This window comes from Streptomyces sp. NPDC052042 (assembly GCF_044548345.1).
Taxonomy (GTDB): domain Bacteria; phylum Actinomycetota; class Actinomycetes; order Streptomycetales; family Streptomycetaceae; genus Streptomyces.
Genome location: NZ_JBIUBU010000039.1, coordinates 1 through 19712, shown reverse-complemented (window position 1 = coordinate 19712; position 19712 = coordinate 1). Strand labels below are relative to the sequence as shown.

The following is a 19712-nucleotide window of genomic DNA, read 5'->3' as shown; positions in this document are numbered from 1 at the left end:
CATACCCGCCATCACTGAACCATAGTTTATTGATGCATCAAGGTTCAATATGGTGAGCTAGTGCTGCCTCGATCCCTGCGGCGGTCTCGCCGCCGAGTAGGCGGACCGGGGTGAACTCGCCCCCGCGCTCGATCCGGAGGATCCGGGACAGCTGTACGGCCATGAGTGAGTCCAGGCCGAGGTCGACCAAGGGCCGCTGGTGGTCCAGGCGTTCGGCGCTGGTCCCCAGTACCGCCGCGATTCGGGCGCGCACGTCCGGGCTGGCAGACGACGCGGCGGAGGTTTCAGGCGGGGCCGCGGCGGTGGAAGTTCCGCCCGCCGCATGGGCCGCGACATCGGCCCGGGGCACGGGCGGCCCGTCCGGCCGGGGCGTCAGCGCGATCCCCTTGAACGACGCGAGGATCCGTCGTCCGCCTTCGGCGCTCAGCACCACGTCGCAGCGAGCTGTCCCCGCGTCGGCAATGGGGTCCGCCGCCGGCGAGAAGCACGCCGTGCTCCAGAACTCCCCGTCCAGCTCCTCCCCGAGGAAGACCCGCTCGAAGGAGAGCGGGAGGAAGGAACGGCAGCGGTTCTCTGTCGTTCCGTACTGGGGCCAGGATGCCAGCATGGCCAGCAGCCCTGCCTCCATGGGGACCGCGCCGCCCCCCTCCGTTTGCAGACGCGCCACGGCCTCACCCTCGCGCCGCCACAGCTGCCGTACCAGGCGGAGCGCTGGTGTCACGGTGTAACCGCGGCTCTCGGTCCGCCGGTAGAACTCTGCGGCTGGTACATACTCCCCGCACCGCGTCAGCGCGCCGTCGAGGTCCATAGGGGTCGGCTGCCCGCCGGGTCGCGCGGTGCCCGAGACGCACTGGACGGGCACGCAGCCGGCTTCGGCTTCCACGACCGCGTCGACCGTGAACCGGTACGCGCTCTCCCCGCCCACCGGCTCCAGCGTGACGCGCAACGTGGTCCGCTGCCCCTCGGGCGAGCCCGGCGCGGGCAGCGGGAGGGCTCCCTCCAGGCGGACGTCCTCCAGCGTCACCGGCCCGTCCCCCGAGAGGTCTCGCACGGTCTCCACGACCAGCCTCAGGTACAGCACCGGAGGAACGAGAACCGTCCCCGCTACCTCCACGCCTCCGGCGAACCCATCCGGTTCGAGCCGGGACAGCCGCACGCGCCGTACGTGCCCGTCGGAAGCCGACGCGGGGCCGGACGCCACCACAGGCCCGGCCTCCGCCGGGGGCACCGACGTTGTCGGGGGCGCGGACGGTATGCGGAGATCCTCAGCGTGCCAGGCGTACGAAGGCAGGGGCGCCCACGATCCGCCGCCTGCCGACCGGCTTCCGTACACACGTTGCCAGTCGACCCCTGCCCCCAGAGCGAAGGCCCGGCCGAGCGCGCGCAGCACGGACAGGGATTCGTCCTGTTGCCGGGCGAGGGTGCTCACGACGGCCACCGGCACGTCAGCCTCCTCCTGACAGTCCGTCAGAGCCTGCGTCAGCAGCGGATGCGGGGCAACCTCGACAAACACCACTTCGCCGTCCTTGATGACTTGGCGTACAGACTCCGCGAACCGCACCGGCCGACGGAGGTTGTCCATCCAGTAGGCGCCGTCCAGCGCGGCGCCGCGCACGGTCTCGCACCGTACGGTCGAGAACAGTCCGATCCGCGGCTTCTGCGGCCGGAGTCCGCGCAGCTGGGCTGGGAGCTCCTCGTGCAGTTCGTCCATCACGGGGGAGTGGGACGCGACGTTAACCTTGACTGGACGGTTGAAGACGCCGAGCCGCTCCAGCTTCGCCGCGATCTCGGAAAGGGCATCGGGATCCCCGGCCAGGACGGTGGCCCGGGGAGAGTTCTCCACCGCGACGCACACCCGGTCCTCGCCGTGCTCAGAGACCAGTTCGCTGGCCTGCTCCGGCGCGAGTTCGGTGGCTAGCATGGCGCCCCGTCCAGCCAGCCGCCGCATCAGGGTGCTGCGGCGGCAGATCACCCGCGCGGCGTCCCGTACGGACAGTGCTCCGCTCACGCAGGCCGCGGCCGCCTCGCCCATGCTGTGGCCCAGGCACAGGTCCGCGTCCACGCCCATGGCTCGCCAGTGCGCGGCGAGTGCCACCTCCACGGCCCACAGTACGGGCTGCACCACCTCTATCGAATCGGGTATCTCCTCACCGTTGCGCAACAGGTCCGTCACCGACCAGCCGAGCTCCTCCCGGACAGCCGCGTCGCACTCCGCGAGGGCCGTGCGGAAGGCGGGGGAGGAGGCCAGCAGTCCGCTGCCCATCCCGCGCCACTGCGATCCCTGACCGGGGAAGACGAAGGCCACTCGGCGGGAGCCCCCGAAGCCGGCCTCGTGGATGCCTCCCTGGGCGGAGGGCTCGCCGGCTGTCAGCTTGCGCAGGGTGCGGGCCAGATCGTCGTGGTCGGCGCCGACCGCCCACAGGCGAAAGGGGTGGGCGTCGCGGCCCATCGCGGCCGACCGGCACAGCTCGCGCAAGAGGTGGGACCGGCCCGCCCCGCCGGGCTCAAGGAATGCGGCGTACCGCTTGGCGAGTCTCCGTAGCGACACCGACGAACGCGCGGTGAGCACCAGCAGTTCCGCTCCGCCGGGAGCCGCTGCGGAGCCGGACTTCGCCCCGGTGGGCCGCTCAGGATCGGCGGCGGCCGCGTACTCGCCGATCACCACATGGGCGTTGGTCCCGGAGAGGCCGAAGGAGCTGACGCCCAGCACGGCCCGGTTGCCGTGGGGCTCCAGCGGCCTGGTATCCCGGACCAGCTCCACCGGGAACCCCCCGTCGGCGATGAGCGGGTGTGGGGCCGTCACGTGCAGGGACGCGGGCACGGTGCGGTGCTGGGCGATCAGTACGGCCTTGATGAGTCCCGCGATACCGGCCGCCGCCTCAGTGTGTCCGATGTTGCTCTTAACCGAGCCCGTCAGCAGAGGCCGCGCGGTGTCCCGGTCCCCCAGCGCCTCGGCGAGGGCACGGAATTCGACGGCGTCGCCGACTGTGGTGCCCGTGCCGTGCGCCTCGACGTAGTCCAGCTGGTCCGGTGAGATGCCAGCGCTGCGCCAGGCCGAGGCGAGCATCTTCACCTGCCCGGAGACGGCGGGCTGGAGCAGGAGACCGCTGCCCCGGCCGTCGTTGGTGACCGCGCTGCCCAGCACCAGGGCGTGGACGGGATCGCCGGCGGCGACGGCGTCGGGCAGCCGCTTGAGCAGGACCACCCCGACGCCCTCGCTGCGCACGAAGCCGTCGGCAGAGGCGTCGCCGAACTTGCAGCGCCCGTCCGGCGAGAGCATGTCGCCCTGCGAGTAGGCGATGGCGTCGCGGGGGGAGAAGATGACGTTGACCCCGGCGGCCACCGCGAGGTCGCACTCGCCGATCAGCAGGCTCTGGCGGGCGGCGTGCACTGCGACGAGCGAGGAGGAGCAGGCGGTGTCCAGGGTGAGGCTCGGCCCGCACAGGTCCAGCGCGTGGCTGACCCGACCCGAGGTGATGGCCCGCAGTCCGCTGCCAGCCAGGGCCCGGATGTCGCCGGAGCCGGCCGCGCCGAGCACCTCGCTGTACTCTGCCGTGGCCTGGCCGACGAAGACTCCGGCCGTGCTGCCCGCCAGGGAGGAGGGCGGGATGCGCGCGTCCTCCAGGGCTTCCCAGACGACATGGAGGAGCAGCCGTTGCTGCGGGTCCATGGTGCGGGCCTCACGGGGCGATATCCCGAAGAAGGCGGCGTCGAAGCCGTGGACGTCGTCGAGGAAGCCGCCGCGCAGCGAGGTGAGCCGGCCCGGCGCCGAGGCCGTGCCCGAGTAGAGAGCCTCCGCGTCGAACCTGTCGCGGGGGACGGAGACGACCGCCTCGCCGCCCGTCTCCAGCAGGTTCCAGAACGCGGTGGTGTCCGCCGCCCCGGGGAACCGGCATCCGATACCAACGATCGCCATCGTGCCAGCTGTATCCATTGCACGCCTTCCTGATCGGTGAGCAGTACAAAATTGCATGTGAGGTCGAACTTGTTCGTCAGTCCACATGGAGCCCGCTTAGGTCTGCGTGACTCGCAACGTTACGCCGTACGCCTGCCCGTTTAGTTCCGATTTAGAAGTATTTGACCGACAACTCCTGGCCCGCTTTTGATAGTTGGCCAAGAATGAATCTGTTCTAGAGTTAACAGTTGTACTCAAGTCAATGTTTGTGTTTGAGTCCTGATCGTGAGCGGCCGGTCTCGTGTCTCGCACACCGAACGGTCCTCCACCCCCACCCCGAAACCACGCCGGAGGAGTGACACATGCTTGGATCGCGGAAGCTGGGCAGCCAGGGTCTGGAGGTCTCCGAACTCGGCCTCGGCTGCATGGGGATGAGCCAGTGGTACGGCGCCACCGATGACCGGGAGTCGACCGCCACGATCCACCGCGCCCTGGAACTCGGCTACACGCTCTTCGACACGGCCGAGGCCTACGGCCCGTATGACAACGAGGAACTCCTCGGCAACGCCCTGAAGGGCAGGCGCGAGAAGGCCCTCATCGCTACCAAGTTCGGCTTTCCCATGCAGCTCAAGGACGGCACCACCGCCGAGGCCGACAGCCGCCCCGAGCATGTCGTCGAGGTCGTCGAGGCATCGCTGCGGCGCCTGGGCACTGACTACGTCGACGTGCTCTACCAGCACCGCGTGGACCCCCGAGTGCCCATCGAGGAGACCGTCGGCGCCATGGCCGGCCTGGTCGAGCAAGGCAAGGTGCGCTACCTCGGCCTGTGCGAGGCCGGTACCACGACCGTCCGGCGCGCCCATGCTGTCCACCCGCTGTCCGTCGTCCAGAGCGAGTTCTCCGTCTGGGAGCGCAACCTCGAAGCCGACGTCCTTCCCGTACTGCGCGAACTCGGCATCGGACTCGTCGGCTTCTGCCCCCTCGGCCGAGGCTTCCTCACCGGCGGGGTGCTGCGCGCTGAGGACTACCCCGAGGAGGACTTCCGGCACCACGACCCGCGCCTTCAAGGCGCCAACTACGACCAGAACACCGTCGTCGCCGCCACCGTGCGCGAACTGGCCGAGGCCCGCGGCCTCACCCCCGCGCAGCTAGCCATTGCCTGGGTGCTGCACCAGGGCCAGGACATCGTGCCGATCCCCGGCACCAAGCGGCGGACCTACCTTGAGGAGAACACCGCCGCGGCAGCAATCCGCCTCGACACCGCGATGCTCGCCGCCATCGACGCGGCCGTCCGCCCCGACCAGGTCGCAGGGCCTCGCTACAACGAGCGGATGATGGCCTACATCGACCGCTGACCACGCGCGGCCGCGCTTCTACCACCCCCGTCGCATGACGTTTGAGACCACTCCGGGCCTCCCGGCCCGGATCTCGCACCTTCCATGGGAGCAGTTGTGGACACACCGTACTGGCAGGAGCACTGGCAGGAACGGCGCGAGCCCTTCGTCGAGGAGTGTCGGCAGGCCCGTCAGGACCTGCTGGCCGACCTGAAGGACCCGCGCACGGCCCAGCGCCGCGTGCTCGCCGATGTCATCGACATGAGCGCCGGCTCCTTGCACTGGCGCGAACGCGGCTACGACGTCGTCGCGGCCGACCACGACCGGTTTCGCTCGGCCCTGCCGGTCATGCGCTACGAGGACTTCGTCTCCGAGATCGAGCGCGAGACCCGCACCAAGGGCGGCATCCTGACCTGCAGCCCCGTAATGCGCTGGCTCAAGACGAGCGGCACCACCGGCACCCCCAAGCGAGTCCCGTACACCCTGCACTGGCTGCTCAGCTACCGCATCCCGGCCATGAAGGCGATGTGGGGCACCTATCTGGAACACCACCCAGAGCTGCTCGCCCACCCGTACGCCACACTCGACACGCAGACGGTCCGAGAGAACGTCGTCGACTTCGTGCACGGCATCGAGCACCAGGCGGTCAGCAACCGGCACCCGCAGATCAACAGCCGCGACTGGAACCCACCGTGGTTCGAGTCCCCGTGGTTCGGTCCGGACGTGCCTACCGGCCACGAGGGCCGCATGTACCATCGGCTGCGTCACCTCGTTGGCAAGGACCTGCACCACATCTCCTCCATCAACCCCAGCACGCTGCTTTCCCTGCGCGACCTGGTGGAAGCACACGGCCCGGCCCTGGTGCGGGACCTGCGCGAGGGCACCCTGGAGGGACGTCCGTACGGCGGACCGGACGAGCGGGCTGCGGCGCACCTCGAAGCGGTCCTGCGCACACCAGACTTCACACTCAAGGACCTGTGGCCCTCGCTGACCCTCTACACCTGCTGGTTGTCGGCCTCGGCCGGTCTGTACACGGCCAAGCTCGACGCGGTGTTCCCGGGGGTGGCCAAGCTCCCCTTCATGAGCTGCGGCACTGAGGGCGTTACCACCATCCCGGTCGACGACTCCCTCCACAGCCAGCCCCTCGCCGTCGGCCAGGCGTTCTTCGAGTTTGTCCCCGCTGAAGTGCCGCTCGGTGAACTCGTCGACACAGGCGGGCCGATCGAAACCCTGCTGGTCCACGAGGTTGAGCCCGGCCGCGATTATCACCTCATCATGACCCAGGGCAACGGCCTATATCGGCTGTGGACCGGGGACGTCTACCACGTGGACCAGGTCGTCGACGGCACCCCCTGGGTCCACTTCGTCCACCGCGACGGCGTCTTCCACTCCTTCACCGGAGAGAAAATCACCGAGCCCCAGGTCACCGAGGCCATCACCCGAGGCCTCGCCGCCTCCGGGCTGCCTACCGGTCTCTACATGTGTGGCCCGCGCTGGGGCGAGCTGCCCAGCTACGTGGTCGTCGCTGAGGTGCCCGAGCCCTCCGAGGAGCTCGGCCGGACGCTTTCGACCGATGTGGACGGCGCCCTGCACGAGATCAACATTGAGTACGCGTCCAAGCGCGACAGCGGCCGGCTCGGACCTATCGAGGTCCTCCCCGTGCCGACCGACGCGATCACCGCGTACATCGAGCGCCACCGGCAGCCCGGCAACCCCACTCAGTACAAATACAAGCCGTTCCAGCGCGACACCGACTTCGTCGATGTCGTCACCGCACGCTGAAGGGGAGCACACCGAGATGATCGAGACCAAGAGGCCTCCGCAGAATATCCGCCGGGAGATCATAGGCCTGCCGGTCGAGGGCGCCGAACTCGCCCTGCACCTGTGGCGTCCCAAAGGCGAGGTGAAGGGCGCCATCTTCTACTTCCACGGCCTCCAGTCGCACGCGGGCTGGCTGTGGGAGGTGGGGCCGCAGTTCGCCGACAACGACATCGCCTTCTTCGTCCTGGATCGGCGCGGGAGCGGCATCAGCGGCGGTGCGCGGCACGAACTGCCTTCTGTTCGGACCGTGCTCGACGACTACGCCATAGCCGTCGAGCACGTCCGTACCCTGGTCGGCGACGCGGCGTCGCTGTCACTGTTCGGTCACTGCCTGGGCGGCTCCTTCATGGCTGCGTTGCTCCACGACCCCGCCTTCACCACCCGCTACGATGCGGCCGTCTTCTGCTCGGCCTGGCTTGGCAAGTTGCACGCCACCCTCGACGAGAAGCAGCGGCGGGCGCTCGCCGCCGAAACCAGCGAGGAGCCCTGGGACGCGGGGCTGAAGGCGCGGGATTTCACCGACGAGGCACGCCACCGGCACTTTATCGACAACGACGACCTGGCCGTGCGACGGTTAACACGGCGCTCCCGCGCAGTCCTGCTGGAACTGGAACGCATGTACATGGAGCCGCAGCACACGCCTCGCTCCGTCCCCGCGGCGTTCGTCTCCGGGATCACTGACCCGATCGTCGACCTGGACGACGCACAGAGGACCTTCCTGCGGATGACCTCCAGTGACGGCGCCCTCATACGGTTCGCCACCGACAAGCACTACCTCTTCTACACGGACGTGCGGGCCCGCCTGGTCGACTGGGCGTCCGCCTTCACCCTGCTCCAAGGGCTGGACCGCAATGCCTGAGCCGGCCACGGCCGAGCTGTACCGGGTTGAGCTGCCCATGGCGGTCGGTTTCGACCACCCCGCCCGCAAGCGTTCCGTCTCCGACAGCCTCGTCCTGTCTCTGGAGGTCGCCGGCTTGTCCGGCATCGGAGAGTGCGCCCCCCGCCAGTACGTCACGGGGGAGACCAGCGCCCACGTCGCCCACGCCCTGCGCGCACTGCCCCTGGAGGTCATCGCTGCGAGTGTGCGCGACACGGACCCGGCCCTGCTCCTGGCGCGGCTGCTGCGCGAGGGTGCAGCGGCTCTCTACTCTCTGCCGGGCGGCAACAACCTGCACTGTCTCGTGGAGACCGCGCTGCTCGACCTCCTCGGCAAACATCTGTCCCTGCCAGCCAGGGACCTGGTCCCCGCCCCCGACGGGCCGGACGGCACGGCTGCCGTGACATCCTCGGCCCTGCCGGTCTCCCAGGTCCTGGACCTCAGCCTCGACGTGGAGGAGTTCCTCGACACCCGTGGCCCGTTCCACTTTGTCAAGACCAAGGCCTCGCACGACATCGCTCGCGACGTCCGTACGGTCACGGCGATCCGGGCACGCCTCGGCGACCGGGTCCCGGTCCTGGTGGACGCCAACATGAGCTGGACCCCCGAGCAGGCCGTCGGCCACACCCGGGCGCTGCGGGAGGCCGGAGCTACGTTCGTCGAGGAGCCCCTGGCCAAGGGGGCCTGGGAGCAACTGGCCCGCCTCCGGGCGGAGGGTGGACTGCCAATCATGCTGGACGAGTCGGTCTGCACCCTGGACGACGCCCGCGCGGCCCTCGCCCATGGCGCCTGCGACGCCTTCAACATCCGCGTCGCCAAGAACGGCGGTCCGGTCGCCGCTGCCCGGCTCGCCGGGTTCGCGCGCGAGCACGGCTTCGGCTTCCAGATCGGTGTTCAGGTGGCCGAAGTGGGCCCGCTTATCACCGCGGGGCGGACCCTGGCCTTCCGTAACCCCGACGCCCTGACGGTCGAGGGCGGCCAGTCCGACCGCTTCTTCCCCGACATGATCGTCTCCCCGCAGCCGGCCGTGGACCGGGACACCAACACCGTCGCGGACGTCGTCGGCCATGGCTTCGGACTCGAACTCAACCACCGTGCCGCCCCTTGGGCCGAGGCCCGCCGCACCGAGGGCGACCCGGCCTGGCACCCGGTGGCCCCCGCCGCCACCCGTACGCCACACAGCGAGGACCACACATGACGACGCGCGCTCGCACCTACTTCTCCGACCTGGTCGTGGAGTTCCTGTACCAGCAGGACATCGACATGGTCGTCTTCAACCCCGGTGCCTCCTTCCGAGGGGTGCACGACTCCCTGGTCCATGCCGACAACGCCGCCATCGCCCCCCGGATCGTGATGGCCTGCCACGAGGAGACGGCAGTCGCCATCGCCCATGGCTACCACAAGGCCAGCGGCCGCCACATGGGCGTCCTCGTCCATGCCAACGTCGGCCTGCTGCATGCCTCGATGGCCGTCTTCAACGCGTGGTGCGACCGCGTCCCGCTCTTCGTCATGGGCGGCAACGGACCCGTCGACGCGGGCAAGCGGCGTCCGTGGATCGACTGGATCCACACCTCTCAGAACATCGAGTCCGTCGTCAAAGACTACGTGAAGTGGTGCGACCAGCCCATCGGCCAGCGCGCCACGGTCGAGTCCCTCACCCGCGCCTTCAAGCTGATGAACACCCCCATGCACGCTCCGGTGTTCGTCGCCCTCGACTTCGACACGCAGGAGCAGCCTCTGGAAGAAGGGGTACGCCTCTACCCCGCGACCGCGACCGAGCCGACCCGGCTTCCCCCGCTCGACCAGAGCACGGTGGAAGACCTGGGCAGGCGACTGCTCGCCGCCCGCACGCCGGTCCTTGTCGTGGACTTCTCCGGCCGCGCCCCCGAGACCGTGGCCCCTCTCGTGACGCTCGCCGAAGCATTTGGCCTGGCCGTCGTCGACCGTGGCAACCGCCTCAACTTCCCCTCTACCCACCCCCTCAACATCAGCCACACCGGCACCGACCTCGTCGCCGACGCCGACCTCGTCATCGCCTTGGAGGTCCAGGACCTCGTGGGTGCGCTCGGCTCCTTCCTCCCCCTGACCGACCAGGGACTGCCCAGCAACGGCGCCGACGTCATCACCATCGGCTTCAACGACCTCCTCACCAGCAAGTGGTCCGCCGACTACCAGCAGTTCGTGCCCGTCACCCGGTCCGTGGCCGCGGACACCCGAGCCTCCATCGACACCCTGCTCGCCGTCGCCGAGGAACCGGAGGGCCCTTTCACGACCATCGACTTCACCCAGCGCCGCGACCGGCGGGCCGCCGCCCTCGCCGACGCCCACACAAGGGCCCGCGCCGACTGGGCACGCCAGGCCGAGGATTCCAAGCAGCGCGAGAAAATTCACGTGGCCGGCGCTGTCGACGAGATCCACCGGGCGGTCCAAGAAGAGAAGTGGGTCCTCACCAATACCGGCAGCCTGACCGTCGACGGCTGGGTCAAGAAGCTGTGGCCCCTGGAACGCCCTGGCAGCTACCTCGGTCTCAATGGTGGCGGTGGCCTCGGCTACGGCCTGGGTGCCTCCGTAGGCGCCGCGCTCGCCCACCGGGACGACGACACCCTGTGCATCAACCTCCAGTCGGATGGCGACTTCCTCTACGCTCCCAGCGCGCTGTGGACGGCGGCAGCGCAGCAGGCACCGCTCCTCGTCGTCGTCATGAACAACCGCCTCTACCTCAACTCCACGCAGCACGCCCAGCGCGTCGCGGGCAACCGCGACCGCGACATCGACCGCGCGCATATCGCCACCAGTTTCTACGACAACCCCGTCGACTTCGTGACCATGGCCCGGTCGTACGGGATTCACACACTGCCCCGCGTCGAGAAGATCGGCGACGTCGCCCCCACCGTGAGCCAGGCCGTCCGGTACTTGAAGGCCCACCGGGAACCGGTCCTCGTAGAGATCCTCATGGACTGACCCTCCCGCCACGCCGTTCGCACCCACCTACCCTCGCCCCGACGCCCCAAGGAGTTCCCGCTGTGACGGTGTTCTTCGAATGCACCTACGATCTGGCCCGCCACGCAGGCCCGGGCATCCCCGATGCCAACGCTCCGCTGCGCCTGCACCGCCTGCATGAAGAGGACGACCTCGCGGCGCTGCTCGCCGGTGCCGCCGACGAGAAGGAGCGGGTCGCCGCGCTCACCGCCCTCCTGGCCGACCGGCCCGCCGTCGAAGTCCCCGCGGAGGCCCGCCACCTGGTGCACGTTCGGCCGCCCCTGTTGCCCGCCCACATCGGCGATGCCCTGGTCAGCGGCTTCATGATGACCCACAACGTCAAGATCGACGCCGACACGCAAGACCAGCCCAACTGGTTCGTCAAGGGCCTCGGCGACATCCTCCGGGTGCCAGGGGAGCCTCTCTCGGTCCCCGCCGACGCTGTCGCGGCGTGCGAGGAGGCAGAGATCGTCCTCGTGTACGTGGGCGATGCGCAGGGCATACCGCGCTACGCGGGCCACACCTTCGGTAACGATCTCACCGACATAGGTCGCTTCAAGCGGCACGCCGGCCACCTCTCGTACGCCAAGCTCTGCGACGCGGGCATCGCCCCCTGGCTGCATCTGGGCCCCCCGCCGCGCACGGCGACCGGCGAGGTCGTGATCGAGCGCGCCGGCGGCCAGGCGTGGAAGGGACCCTTCACCACCGGCAGCGACGCCATCCACTACGACGTCGCGGCCATGATGGACCGTCTGTTCGCACACCGCTCCCTGCATCGGCCGGGGCGGGTGCACTACGTGTACATCGGTGCCGACCGCAGCAGCTTCCACGGCGATTTCCGCACCGCCGACGGCGACCGGGTCACCATCGACGTGACCAGCCACGGGGTCCGGTTCCAGCACCGGCTGGCCTGGGCCGAACCCGCCGCTGGGCACGGTGGACAGGAGTGGGGACAGTGAGTACGGCGGGTGCGCTGCGCCGGCTCAGCGACGTCGAGGCGACATTCGCGTACACCCATGCCCTGATGGCCGGAACCTCGCAGGTCACCACGCGTCTGTCCTTGCGGGGGACCGCGTCGAGCACCGCCCTGGAGCGGGCGGTGCTCCGCTGGGAACAGGACGTACCCCTGCTTCGGCTGCGGATCGAGGAGCGGCCCGACGGGCTCTGGTTCCGGGAGGCACGGGGCGCGGAGGCGGGCCGACTGCGCTGTGGTTCGCCCCCGGGGGCCCGTACCCCGGACGACGTCCTGAAGGCCGAGCTGAACGAGATCCTGCCCACCGGGGGGCCGCTGTGGCGGCTGCGGGCCGTCCAGGCGGAGAGGGAGACCCATCTCTACTTCACCCGCAACCACGCCATCTCGGACGGGCATTCGACGGGAGCGGTTCTGCGGGCGCTTCTTGACCACCTGCCTGACCCGGGCTCCGGCCCCGAGCGAGACCGTGCTGCGGTTCTGCGTCAGGCGTCCGCCGGTGTGGGGCCTTTCGAGGACGTGCGCCGGCTTCCGCCCGACGCGGACGGGCTGGAGTACCAGCGGCCGTCCGCGCCCACTCCCGCCGCCCCACCGTGGACAGCCGAACCCGAGGCCGTGCCGTTCGACGCGACCGCCCGGTGGACCGAACGGGCGGCCGACTTCACAGCGCTCCAGCTTTCCATGCGGCAGACCGCGGAGCTGAGAGCCTGGTGCCGTGCCGAGAGGGTGACGGTCAATCAGGTTCTAGGCGCCGCCCTGGCCGAGTCCTGGACCCGGGTCGCGGACCGCACGGACGTCCGGCTGCTGACCGCGGTCTCCCTGCGGGGACGCTACCCGGGCCCGCTGCCTGACGTCGGCTGCTTCATCACCGTGGTCGGCGTTCCGGTGGCCCCGCACGCCGACGGCATCGCCGAGACCGCCCGGCGGTACGGTGCGGCGCTGCGGGAAGCGGACGCGCGGTGGCGGCCGTCGCGGCGCGGGCACGCCGAGATCCGCCGGGCCGTGGTCCAGGCTGCTGAGGCCGCCGAGGCGCCCGGGATCTGCATCACCAACGTCGGTGTCGCCGATCCGGCGTTCGGCGTGCACGCCGAACGCGTCACCGACTTCCTCACGGTCGTCAATCGCACCGGCGCCAACTACGGACTGGTCCTGCATGCCGCTACTTTCGCTGGAGCGCTTTCCCTCGCCCTGGCTCACGGGACCCCGACCACGGACCCTGCGACGGCGCGAGCGGTGGCACGGGACCTGGGCTTGCGCCTGATACGGCCGGATGCCCCGCTCGGTGTCAGTCCGTCCGCAGCGCCAGTTCCAGCAGGCCGGGGAACCGCGCGTCGAACTCCGGCCGCCGCAGCCGGTTGAGTCGCTTGGGCCCGGCATCGCGCTGCTCCAGGAGCCCGGCATCCCGGAGGACCGCGAAGTGCCGGCTCAAGGTGGCCTTGGTCACGGGGACGTCAAAGCTCCCGCACGAGCGCTCCCAGTCTGCGGCCCCGGCGAGTTCTCGTACGAGCGTGCGCCGGACCGGATCGGCGAGCGCGAGCAGGGCGGCCTCCAGCGACACCTCGGCCGGATCGGTGTGGACCGGCGGGAGCCGGTGGCCCGGTCCCGGCCCAGGGGGTAGGTCTGCTGCCGCCATGGTGGTCCTCCTCCCGTCTGGGTGGCCGGATCGTGCCGGTCACCGATTGCTGAGTGTTCGACGATGTGCATACACTCATAGAGTGTTCGTCTCGTAGCGAACATTCTACGCGGGCGGCCCGCTCTCGCGCCGCTCGTCAGGCCGGACGGACCCGCGTCCCGCCACTTACTCCTCTCCCGCCCCTTCGCCCTCCACGGAAGGACGAGCACGTGACTCGTCATGAACCCGCCGCCGCGGCTCGGCCCGGCCCCACTCTCTTCGCCTCTTGCCTGGGCTTCGTGGTCGTCATCCTCGACGTCAGCGTCGTCAACGTCGCGACCAGGTCCCTCACCGCCGACTTCGGCGGCAGTCTCTCCGGCCTGGAATGGGTCATCAACGGCTACACCCTCACGTTCGCCGCCTTTCTCCTCACGGCGGGTGCCCTCGGTGACCGTTTCGACCCCCGGCGTATCTTCATTGCGGGCTTCGCGGTGTTCGCCGTGACCTCCCTGGCCTGTGGAGCCGCCCACACCCTGGGTACCCTGATCGTGGCCCGCGTCCTCCAGGGCGTCGGTGCCGCACTGATCGTCCCGTCCTCGCTCTCCCTGGTGAACACCAACTTCCCCGACCCGGCCCGCCGCACCCGCGCTGTCAGTCTCTGGGCTGCTGCTGGCGGCCTCGCACTGGCCCTCGGACCAGTCGTCGGCGGAGTCCTGGTCGACTCCCTCGGCTGGCGCTCGATCTTCTACGTCAACATCCCCATCGCCGCCGTAGGCATCCTACTCACCCACCGCTACGCCCAGGCCGCGCCGCTCCGTGACCCCTTGCGCCGCCGCTCGCTCGACGTGCCCGGCCAGGTGCTCGCCATCGTCGGTCTCGGCGCGCTAACCGCCGCCATCGTCGAGGCCAACGCCCGGGGCTGGGGCTCCATCCTTGTGATCACGTGCCTGGCCGTGTTCGCCGCCGCCCTGATCGCCTTCCTGGCCGTCGAACGCCGCAGCACCGACCCGATGCTGCCCCTGCACCTTTTCGGCCGCCGGGCGTTCAGCGCCACCTCCCTCATCGGCGTCCTGCTCAACTTCGCCTTCTACGGCCTCATCTTCGTCTTCAGTCTCTTCTTCCAGCAGGTGTGGGACTACTCGCCCATCACCGCCGGACTCGCGTTCCTGCCCATGACCGGCGCCATCATGGCCGCCAACCTGTCCTGTGGTCCGCTGGTCAAGCGGTACGGCGCACGCAGCGTGCTGCTCACCGGCAACGTCGCCGCCGCCGTCGGCTACCTGGCCGTCGTCCCGGCCGTCGCAGCTGGCTCGTACCCGGCGGCGATCGTTCCGTTCCTCGTCGCGGGATTCGGTATCGGCCTTGTCGTCCCGGCCATGACCAACGCCATGCTCGGCGCGGTGGACCCTGCCAACGCCGGCATCGCCTCTGGTGTGCTCAACGCTTCCCGCCAGCTGGGCGGCCTCATCGGCGTCGCAGTTATGGGCCTCCTCGTCGGGCAGGTCGCCTCCGGCCACTTCCTGACCGGGCTACGCGCCGCCCTCGTCTCCGCCGTTGCCGCGCTGGCCCTCGCCGCGGTGCTGAGCGCCACTGGGATCCGCAAGGCCCAGGCCCAGGCCCCCGCCCCCGTCGCCCCGGCCACCGCGACCCACTGACCCCGGCTGCCCGAACCTCGACCATCGCCACCGCTGACCCTCGCCACACGACCGAAAGGATCGCCGTGCCGCACCTCGTCCTGGAGTACTCGGGCAACGTCCGCGAGGCCTTCGACCCCGCCGTCGTCTTCGCCGAGATCCACACTGTCCTCAGTGCCGCTGGAGGCTTCCGCCCCTACGACTTCAAGAGTCGGGCAGTCCGTCTGGACACCTACGCCGTCGGCGACGGCAGCCGCGAGCAGGCCTTCGTCAACCTCGACATACGCACCTTCGCCGGCAAGTCCCCCGCGACCAGGGCCGCCATCGCCGAGGCAGCGCTCGCCGTCCTCACCCGGGCCTTCGCCAGGACCATGAGTGAGACTGGCTGCGACGTCTCCGTCCAGGTCACCGAACTGGACCGTGCCTCCTACGCCCGGGCCCGCTCAAGGGACGCCTGACGGCCCCGCCCCACCCCCACCCGCACTCACCAGGAGACGACCACCATGACCAGCTACGAGGGCCAACGCGCCCTGATCGTCGGCGGCACCTCCGGCGTCGGCCTCGCCACCGCCCGCGCGTTCGCCGAGCGCGGTGCCGAGACTGTCCTCGCCTCCCGCTCACCTCACAAGCTCCAGGCCGCCCTCGCCGAACTCGCCCCGCTTGCGGGCAAGTCCACAGCCCAAGCACTGGACATCCGTTCCGACATCGAGGTCGAGGAGTTCGCCGAAGGCGCTGGCGCCTTCGACCATGTCGTCGTGTCCGCCGCCGAAACCCCCATGGGACGCGTCGACACGCTCCCGCTGGGCGACGCGTACACGGCCATGGACAGCAAGTTCTGGGGCGCCTACCGCATCGCACGCGCGGTCACGATCGACGCCGAGGGCTCCCTGACCCTGGTTGCCGGCTACCTTTCGCAGCGCCCCGGCAAGGCCGCCGCCTTGCAGAGCGCGATCAACGCCGCGTTGGAGGCCCTCGTCCGAGGCCTGGCTCTGGAGTACGCCCCCCTCCGCGTCAACGCCGTGTCACCCGGGCTGCTGCGCACCCCCCTGTGGGACGGCCTCACCGCCGAGGCGCGCGACGCCATGTACGAGGCGGCGGCCGGCCGCCTGCCCGTCGGCCGCGTCGGAACCCCGGCCGACGCTGCGGCTGCCGTCCTCTTCCTCGCGGACAACCCGTACACAACGGGCTCGACGGTCTACGTCGACGGCGGCGGCACCATCGCCTGACACCGACACCCCGGGCGGAGACGGCCCCGAGGGAGTGTCATGAATCAGGCCCTGTCTCACTTTCGGTGGTGACGGAGGGTCTATCAGGAATCAGGTGTGGTTCGTCTGTTTGGTCTACAGGCTCTTCGGTGGGCTGATCGGCTCACACTCGTCCGGCGGTAAGACGGCCGTCGAAGAGGACGTCGAACTCGTTGAGGGCAGACTTCCAGCGGTTGTTCCAGCGCTGGCGACCGCGGCCGGTGGGGTCGAGGGCGAGGGTGGCGAGGTAGAGCCGCTTGAGGGCGGCCTGCTCGTTGGGGAAGTGCCCGCACGCCTGGGCCGCGCGCCGGTAGCGGGCGTTGAGCGACTCGATCGCGTTGGTGGTGCAGACGACCTGGCGGATCGCGTCGGGCAGCCCGAGGAAGGGTACGAACTCGCTCCAGGCCCGCTCCCAGGTTCCGGCGATCGACGGATAGCGTTTGCCCCACTTGTCGTCGAAGTCGGCCAGCCGCTGGCGGGCCTGGTCCTCGTTGACGGCCGTATAGACGGGCTTGAGGTCACGGGCGAGTTCGGCCCAGTCACCTGCTGCTTCTGCCCCATCCCCGCGGCCCTCTTCCCAGGCATCAGCGCCCGGTACTCAACCTACCGATTCCGCCGACTCGGCCGCCTTGCCTGGAAGTTGAACACCATGCGCGCGCGTACGTGTTGGCCGCGGGGCGGGGTGGGAACGGCCCCGCCCCCGGTGGAGATGCCACGAGGGCGGGACCGAAGTCCCTGGAGGGCCATGGAGCCGGGGTCCGGCTCTCAGGCCGTCGGCTCCTCGCCGATCGCGATCTTCGCGTAGTTCGCGAGGGAGCGGTTGTAGCGCGGCAGGTGCTTGGAGAGCGCTCCCAGGGCCAGCGCGGCCGCCTCGCGTTCCCGGCCGGCGTCGATTAGCGCGAGCGCCAGGAAGGCGGAGACCGCATCGTCAAGGTGGTCGGAACCGTTGTCCCGCTCCGCGGTAAGCAGTTCGATGCTCGTCTCGGCGTCCCCGAGCGCGCGCAGCGTACTCGCCATCTGGATCACGGCCCGCCGCCTGCGCTCGCCGGTCAGCCCGGCCTCCAGCGCCTTCCGGTAGAGCGGTACGGCCGCCTCGCCCTCGCCGGTCGAGTCGTTCGCCGACGCACGCTCGAAGTACGCGACCGGGTGCCCCTCGGGGAGTTCGTCGGCCAGCGCCCCGATCTTCGCGCGGAAGTCGGCAGGGTCGAAGCCGCCGATGGTGGCCCACAGGTCGGCGGAGCGCTGCTCCCATGCTGGTGTGGTGGTCATCGCCATAGCTTCACAGAGAAGTCCGATGTCCACCAAGGCTGTTCGAGTACACCCAGTCGCACCTCAAGCTGAAGAAACTCCCCCAAGGGATGCGCAGGATCCCGTCACCGTGCAGGCGCATCGCGCCAGCGATCTTGGTGACAACAAGCCTGCCTGTGTGGCAGTTATCGAGCTTCGGCATACCCCGGCACAGCCGCGCGGCCCGAGGCCAGGCCTTGTCAAAATGAGACATCGAAATAGTCGATGTCGGTGAGGGCGACCTCAAGGCCCGTGGCGCGGCGTCCGCCGTCCTTGAAGTACACCTCCTGCAGTCCTTCGGCGACGATGTCACGCATGTGCTGGTCGGTGGCGCCCTGCTGCTGGGCGTCGAACAGGCGGCGGGCGTATTCCGGGGGGAGGTGGACGGTCAGCCGGCGCATCCGGCCGTCGTCGGTGGTGCCGATCGGCGCGGTGTAGCCGAACCGGGCCCGGGTCTCCACGGTGATGCCAGCGCTGGTCGCGGCCCTCTTGCGGGCCTGCTGCCGTACGCGCGGCTGCCACACCTTGGCCGACTCCCGCTCCAGCGCCGCCTTCAGCGCCGGGCGGGGGTTCTTGGCCTGCCCGGCGAGATAGCGTTCCACCTGCCGCTGTGAGACGCCAAGACGCTGCGCCACCGCTTTCGTGGAGCCTTTCTCCGCCTTCGCCAGCAGCCGCATCTGCGCGGGTGCGGTCTTCAGCGGCGGCTTGGTGATGTGCTCGTAGCCGGCCTGCTCCAGGGCGTCGTCGATCTCTCCCGCCACGGGTCACTCCCCTTCGTCCAGGACGGCGTCGTGGCCGTCGCCCTTGATGTGGCGGGCGGGGTTGTGGCCCTGCTCGATCAGGTCGACCGCCCAGGTCATCTCAGCCACGCCCTCCAGCTTGCAGAAGCCCGGGTTCGCGCCGAGACGGAAGGTGCCATACACCGGGGTGCCGTCGCCGTTGGACGGCAGGAAGTCCAGCGGACAGGGGCCGCGGCTGGCGTAGACGGCACAGTCCGAATTCACCGCCAGCGGGTACAGCCCGGTCAGGGTGGCGAGCCTGGCCATCTTCCGGTATCACGTGCGCGCACGCTCTAGAGGGGGAAGAGAGATCGACGTTTCCGCAGGTCAGCGCGTTTTTGGGGGCTCGGGAGTATCACCCCGGGGTGATAAATCAGGTGTGGGACCGTCGAGGCGACGCAGACGGAGCTGGCGGAGCTGCTGAAGGTGAAGCAGTCGCAGATCTCCCGGTCGCTCAAGGAGGCCGGGCAGATCGGAGTGGTCGTCAAGCTCAAGGCGGGCACGTACCAGTTGCACCCCAGGCTGACGCTGAGGGGCGGCAGGGTGCCCATCGAGCCGAAGCCCGGTCTGCGTGTGGCGGGCACCATGAAGGTCGACCAGCTCTCGCTGCTGGACGCGATCGAAGAGAATGAGGACCTGCCAGACGCTTTCCGCGAGTTGCGGAGGCTGCCGGACCCGGAGAAGAAGCCGCCCCGGGAGGACAAGGCCCGAGCACGGGCCCGAGCCGCAGCCCGACAGGCGCGGCCGGAGGAGGATGGGACGTCATGACGATCGCCGTGGAAAGCATGATCCCCGAGTACGTCTGGACGGCCAACAACGCCCTCGCCTTCACTCCCAGGGGCATGCCGCCGGCCGCGTACCCGGTCCTGCTGCTCCTCCTGGGACGCCAGGAGCCCGGCGATCCGGCCGGACAGGGACAGCAGGCGCCGCCTGTGCTCGGCGGTGCCGGTGGCGGTGTTCGTGTTCGCGAGCTGGTCGTACGTGGCGTACCAGGCCACCTGGGTGGTGAAGTCGGCCCGGGGCGCGGTTCCGGTCTTTCGACCGGCCCGTTTCCCCGGAGCCGCTTCCCGAACCGGGCATGCGACTTGGCACCGCACCCGGCTCTCCACAAGCCCCGGAGGGGTTCGTGGTGGTTGTTCTCATCCCGTGGCGTCCCAGGGGGTGGGAATCGTCAGGCCCCGGTATCGGTAGCGAGTGGTGCCCACCGTGATCGGGTTGAACAGTTCCCGGGTCTCCCCGGTCCACCATGATCTGCGGCCGCAGTAGCGGCTGAAGATCTT

The 19712-nt window shown here is 69.7% G+C and carries 16 protein-coding genes and 1 pseudogene; 11 read left to right on the top strand and 6 right to left on the bottom strand.

Translation table 11 applies throughout. From position 1 onward, the window contains the following. Positions 1–37 precede the first annotated feature (37 nt). Positions 38–3916 carry a type I polyketide synthase gene (locus ACIHCL_RS34250; RefSeq protein WP_399868195.1) on the bottom strand — a complete coding sequence of 1293 codons (3879 nt, stop codon included), beginning with the start codon at positions 3914–3916 and terminating at the stop codon, positions 38–40. Positions 3917–4257: 341 nt separating this feature from the next. Here ACIHCL_RS34250 and ACIHCL_RS34245 point away from each other — a divergent pair, with 341 nt between their 5' ends. From ACIHCL_RS34245 to ACIHCL_RS34215, 7 genes are all read left to right on the top strand, one after another. Continuing rightward, the gene (locus ACIHCL_RS34245; protein WP_399868193.1) at positions 4258–5250 is read left to right on the top strand and encodes an aldo/keto reductase; all 993 of its coding nucleotides are present in this window, start codon (positions 4258–4260) and stop codon (positions 5248–5250) included. 96 nt (positions 5251–5346) lie between these two features. Next, a complete protein-coding gene (locus tag ACIHCL_RS34240; RefSeq protein ID WP_399868192.1) occupies positions 5347–7011 on the top strand; it encodes a GH3 auxin-responsive promoter family protein in 1665 nt (554 codons plus the stop codon). Between the two features lie 16 nt (positions 7012–7027). Further along, positions 7028–7909, top strand: a complete 882-nt coding sequence (locus tag ACIHCL_RS34235) for an alpha/beta hydrolase (RefSeq protein ID WP_399868190.1) — start codon at positions 7028–7030, stop codon at positions 7907–7909. Then, entirely contained in the window at positions 7902–9125 is a 1224-nt protein-coding gene (locus tag ACIHCL_RS34230) for an enolase C-terminal domain-like protein (RefSeq protein WP_399868188.1), read from the top strand. The genes ACIHCL_RS34235 and ACIHCL_RS34230 overlap by 8 nt, the downstream gene beginning before the upstream one ends. Continuing rightward, complete coding sequence (locus ACIHCL_RS34225; RefSeq protein WP_399868186.1) at positions 9122–10888, top strand: thiamine pyrophosphate-binding protein; 1767 nt, start codon at positions 9122–9124, stop codon at positions 10886–10888. Before ACIHCL_RS34230 ends, ACIHCL_RS34225 begins: the two co-directional genes overlap by 4 nt. A gap of 62 nt (positions 10889–10950) precedes the next feature. Continuing rightward, entirely contained in the window at positions 10951–11865 is a 915-nt protein-coding gene (locus ACIHCL_RS34220) for an FAH family protein (protein WP_399868184.1), read from the top strand. Beyond that, complete coding sequence (locus tag ACIHCL_RS34215; protein ID WP_399868182.1) at positions 11862–13235, top strand: hypothetical protein; 1374 nt, start codon at positions 11862–11864, stop codon at positions 13233–13235. Before ACIHCL_RS34220 ends, ACIHCL_RS34215 begins: the two co-directional genes overlap by 4 nt. On the opposite strand, the gene ACIHCL_RS34210 is transcribed toward ACIHCL_RS34215, so the two are convergent. Further along, the gene (locus ACIHCL_RS34210) at positions 13162–13509 is read right to left on the bottom strand and encodes an ArsR/SmtB family transcription factor (RefSeq protein ID WP_399868180.1); all 348 of its coding nucleotides are present in this window, start codon (positions 13507–13509) and stop codon (positions 13162–13164) included. The genes ACIHCL_RS34215 and ACIHCL_RS34210 overlap by 74 nt on opposite strands. Positions 13510–13718: 209 nt before the next feature. Here ACIHCL_RS34210 and ACIHCL_RS34205 point away from each other — a divergent pair, with 209 nt between their 5' ends. From ACIHCL_RS34205 to ACIHCL_RS34195, 3 genes are all read left to right on the top strand, one after another. Next, positions 13719–15143 (top strand): MFS transporter, encoded by a 1425-nt coding sequence (locus ACIHCL_RS34205; RefSeq protein ID WP_399868178.1) that lies wholly within the window; start codon positions 13719–13721, stop codon positions 15141–15143. A gap of 65 nt (positions 15144–15208) precedes the next feature. Next, positions 15209–15580 carry a 5-carboxymethyl-2-hydroxymuconate Delta-isomerase gene (locus tag ACIHCL_RS34200; RefSeq protein ID WP_399868176.1) on the top strand — a complete coding sequence of 124 codons (372 nt, stop codon included), beginning with the start codon at positions 15209–15211 and terminating at the stop codon, positions 15578–15580. Positions 15581–15625: 45 nt separating this feature from the next. Then, positions 15626–16348, top strand: coding sequence for an SDR family oxidoreductase (locus ACIHCL_RS34195; protein ID WP_399868174.1), 723 nt, complete (start codon positions 15626–15628; stop codon positions 16346–16348). Between the two features lie 142 nt (positions 16349–16490). On the opposite strand, the pseudogene ACIHCL_RS34190 reads toward ACIHCL_RS34195, so the two are convergent. The 4 genes and pseudogenes from ACIHCL_RS34190 to ACIHCL_RS34175 form a co-directional block, all read right to left on the bottom strand. After that, positions 16491–16847: pseudogene (locus ACIHCL_RS34190) on the bottom strand (transposase); the annotation flags it as partial. 284 nt (positions 16848–17131) lie between these two features. After that, positions 17132–17635 (bottom strand): tetratricopeptide repeat protein, encoded by a 504-nt coding sequence (locus tag ACIHCL_RS34185; protein WP_399868172.1) that lies wholly within the window; start codon positions 17633–17635, stop codon positions 17132–17134. Between the two features lie 218 nt (positions 17636–17853). Further along, positions 17854–18414, bottom strand: coding sequence for a telomere-protecting terminal protein Tpg (tpg, locus tag ACIHCL_RS34180; protein ID WP_399868170.1), 561 nt, complete (start codon positions 18412–18414; stop codon positions 17854–17856). 3 nt (positions 18415–18417) lie between these two features. Next, the gene (locus ACIHCL_RS34175; protein ID WP_399868168.1) at positions 18418–18699 is read right to left on the bottom strand and encodes a hypothetical protein; all 282 of its coding nucleotides are present in this window, start codon (positions 18697–18699) and stop codon (positions 18418–18420) included. A gap of 159 nt (positions 18700–18858) precedes the next feature. On the opposite strand from ACIHCL_RS34175, the gene ACIHCL_RS34170 reads away from it, so the two are divergent. After that, positions 18859–19200, top strand: coding sequence for a hypothetical protein (locus ACIHCL_RS34170; RefSeq protein WP_399868166.1), 342 nt, complete (start codon positions 18859–18861; stop codon positions 19198–19200). Positions 19201–19712: the final 512 nt, after the last annotated feature.

What these genes read in the sequence shown, in the direction of transcription:
- ACIHCL_RS34195 (WP_399868174.1), top strand. Translation starts at nt 15,626, where the DNA reads ATGACCAGCTACGAGGGCCAACGCGCCCTGATCGTCGGCGGCACCTCC.
- ACIHCL_RS34235 (WP_399868190.1), top strand. Translation starts at nt 7,028, where the DNA reads ATGATCGAGACCAAGAGGCCTCCGCAGAATATCCGCCGGGAGATCATA.
- ACIHCL_RS34210 (WP_399868180.1), bottom strand. Translation starts at nt 13,509, where the DNA reads ATGGCGGCAGCAGACCTACCCCCTGGGCCGGGACCGGGCCACCGGCTC.
- ACIHCL_RS34225 (WP_399868186.1), top strand. Translation starts at nt 9,122, where the DNA reads ATGACGACGCGCGCTCGCACCTACTTCTCCGACCTGGTCGTGGAGTTC.
- ACIHCL_RS34250 (WP_399868195.1), bottom strand. Translation starts at nt 3,916, where the DNA reads ATGGCGATCGTTGGTATCGGATGCCGGTTCCCCGGGGCGGCGGACACC.
- ACIHCL_RS34245 (WP_399868193.1), top strand. Translation starts at nt 4,258, where the DNA reads ATGCTTGGATCGCGGAAGCTGGGCAGCCAGGGTCTGGAGGTCTCCGAA.
- ACIHCL_RS34230 (WP_399868188.1), top strand. Translation starts at nt 7,902, where the DNA reads ATGCCTGAGCCGGCCACGGCCGAGCTGTACCGGGTTGAGCTGCCCATG.
- ACIHCL_RS34175 (WP_399868168.1), bottom strand. Translation starts at nt 18,699, where the DNA reads ATGGCCAGGCTCGCCACCCTGACCGGGCTGTACCCGCTGGCGGTGAAT.
- ACIHCL_RS34185 (WP_399868172.1), bottom strand. Translation starts at nt 17,635, where the DNA reads ATGACCACCACACCAGCATGGGAGCAGCGCTCCGCCGACCTGTGGGCC.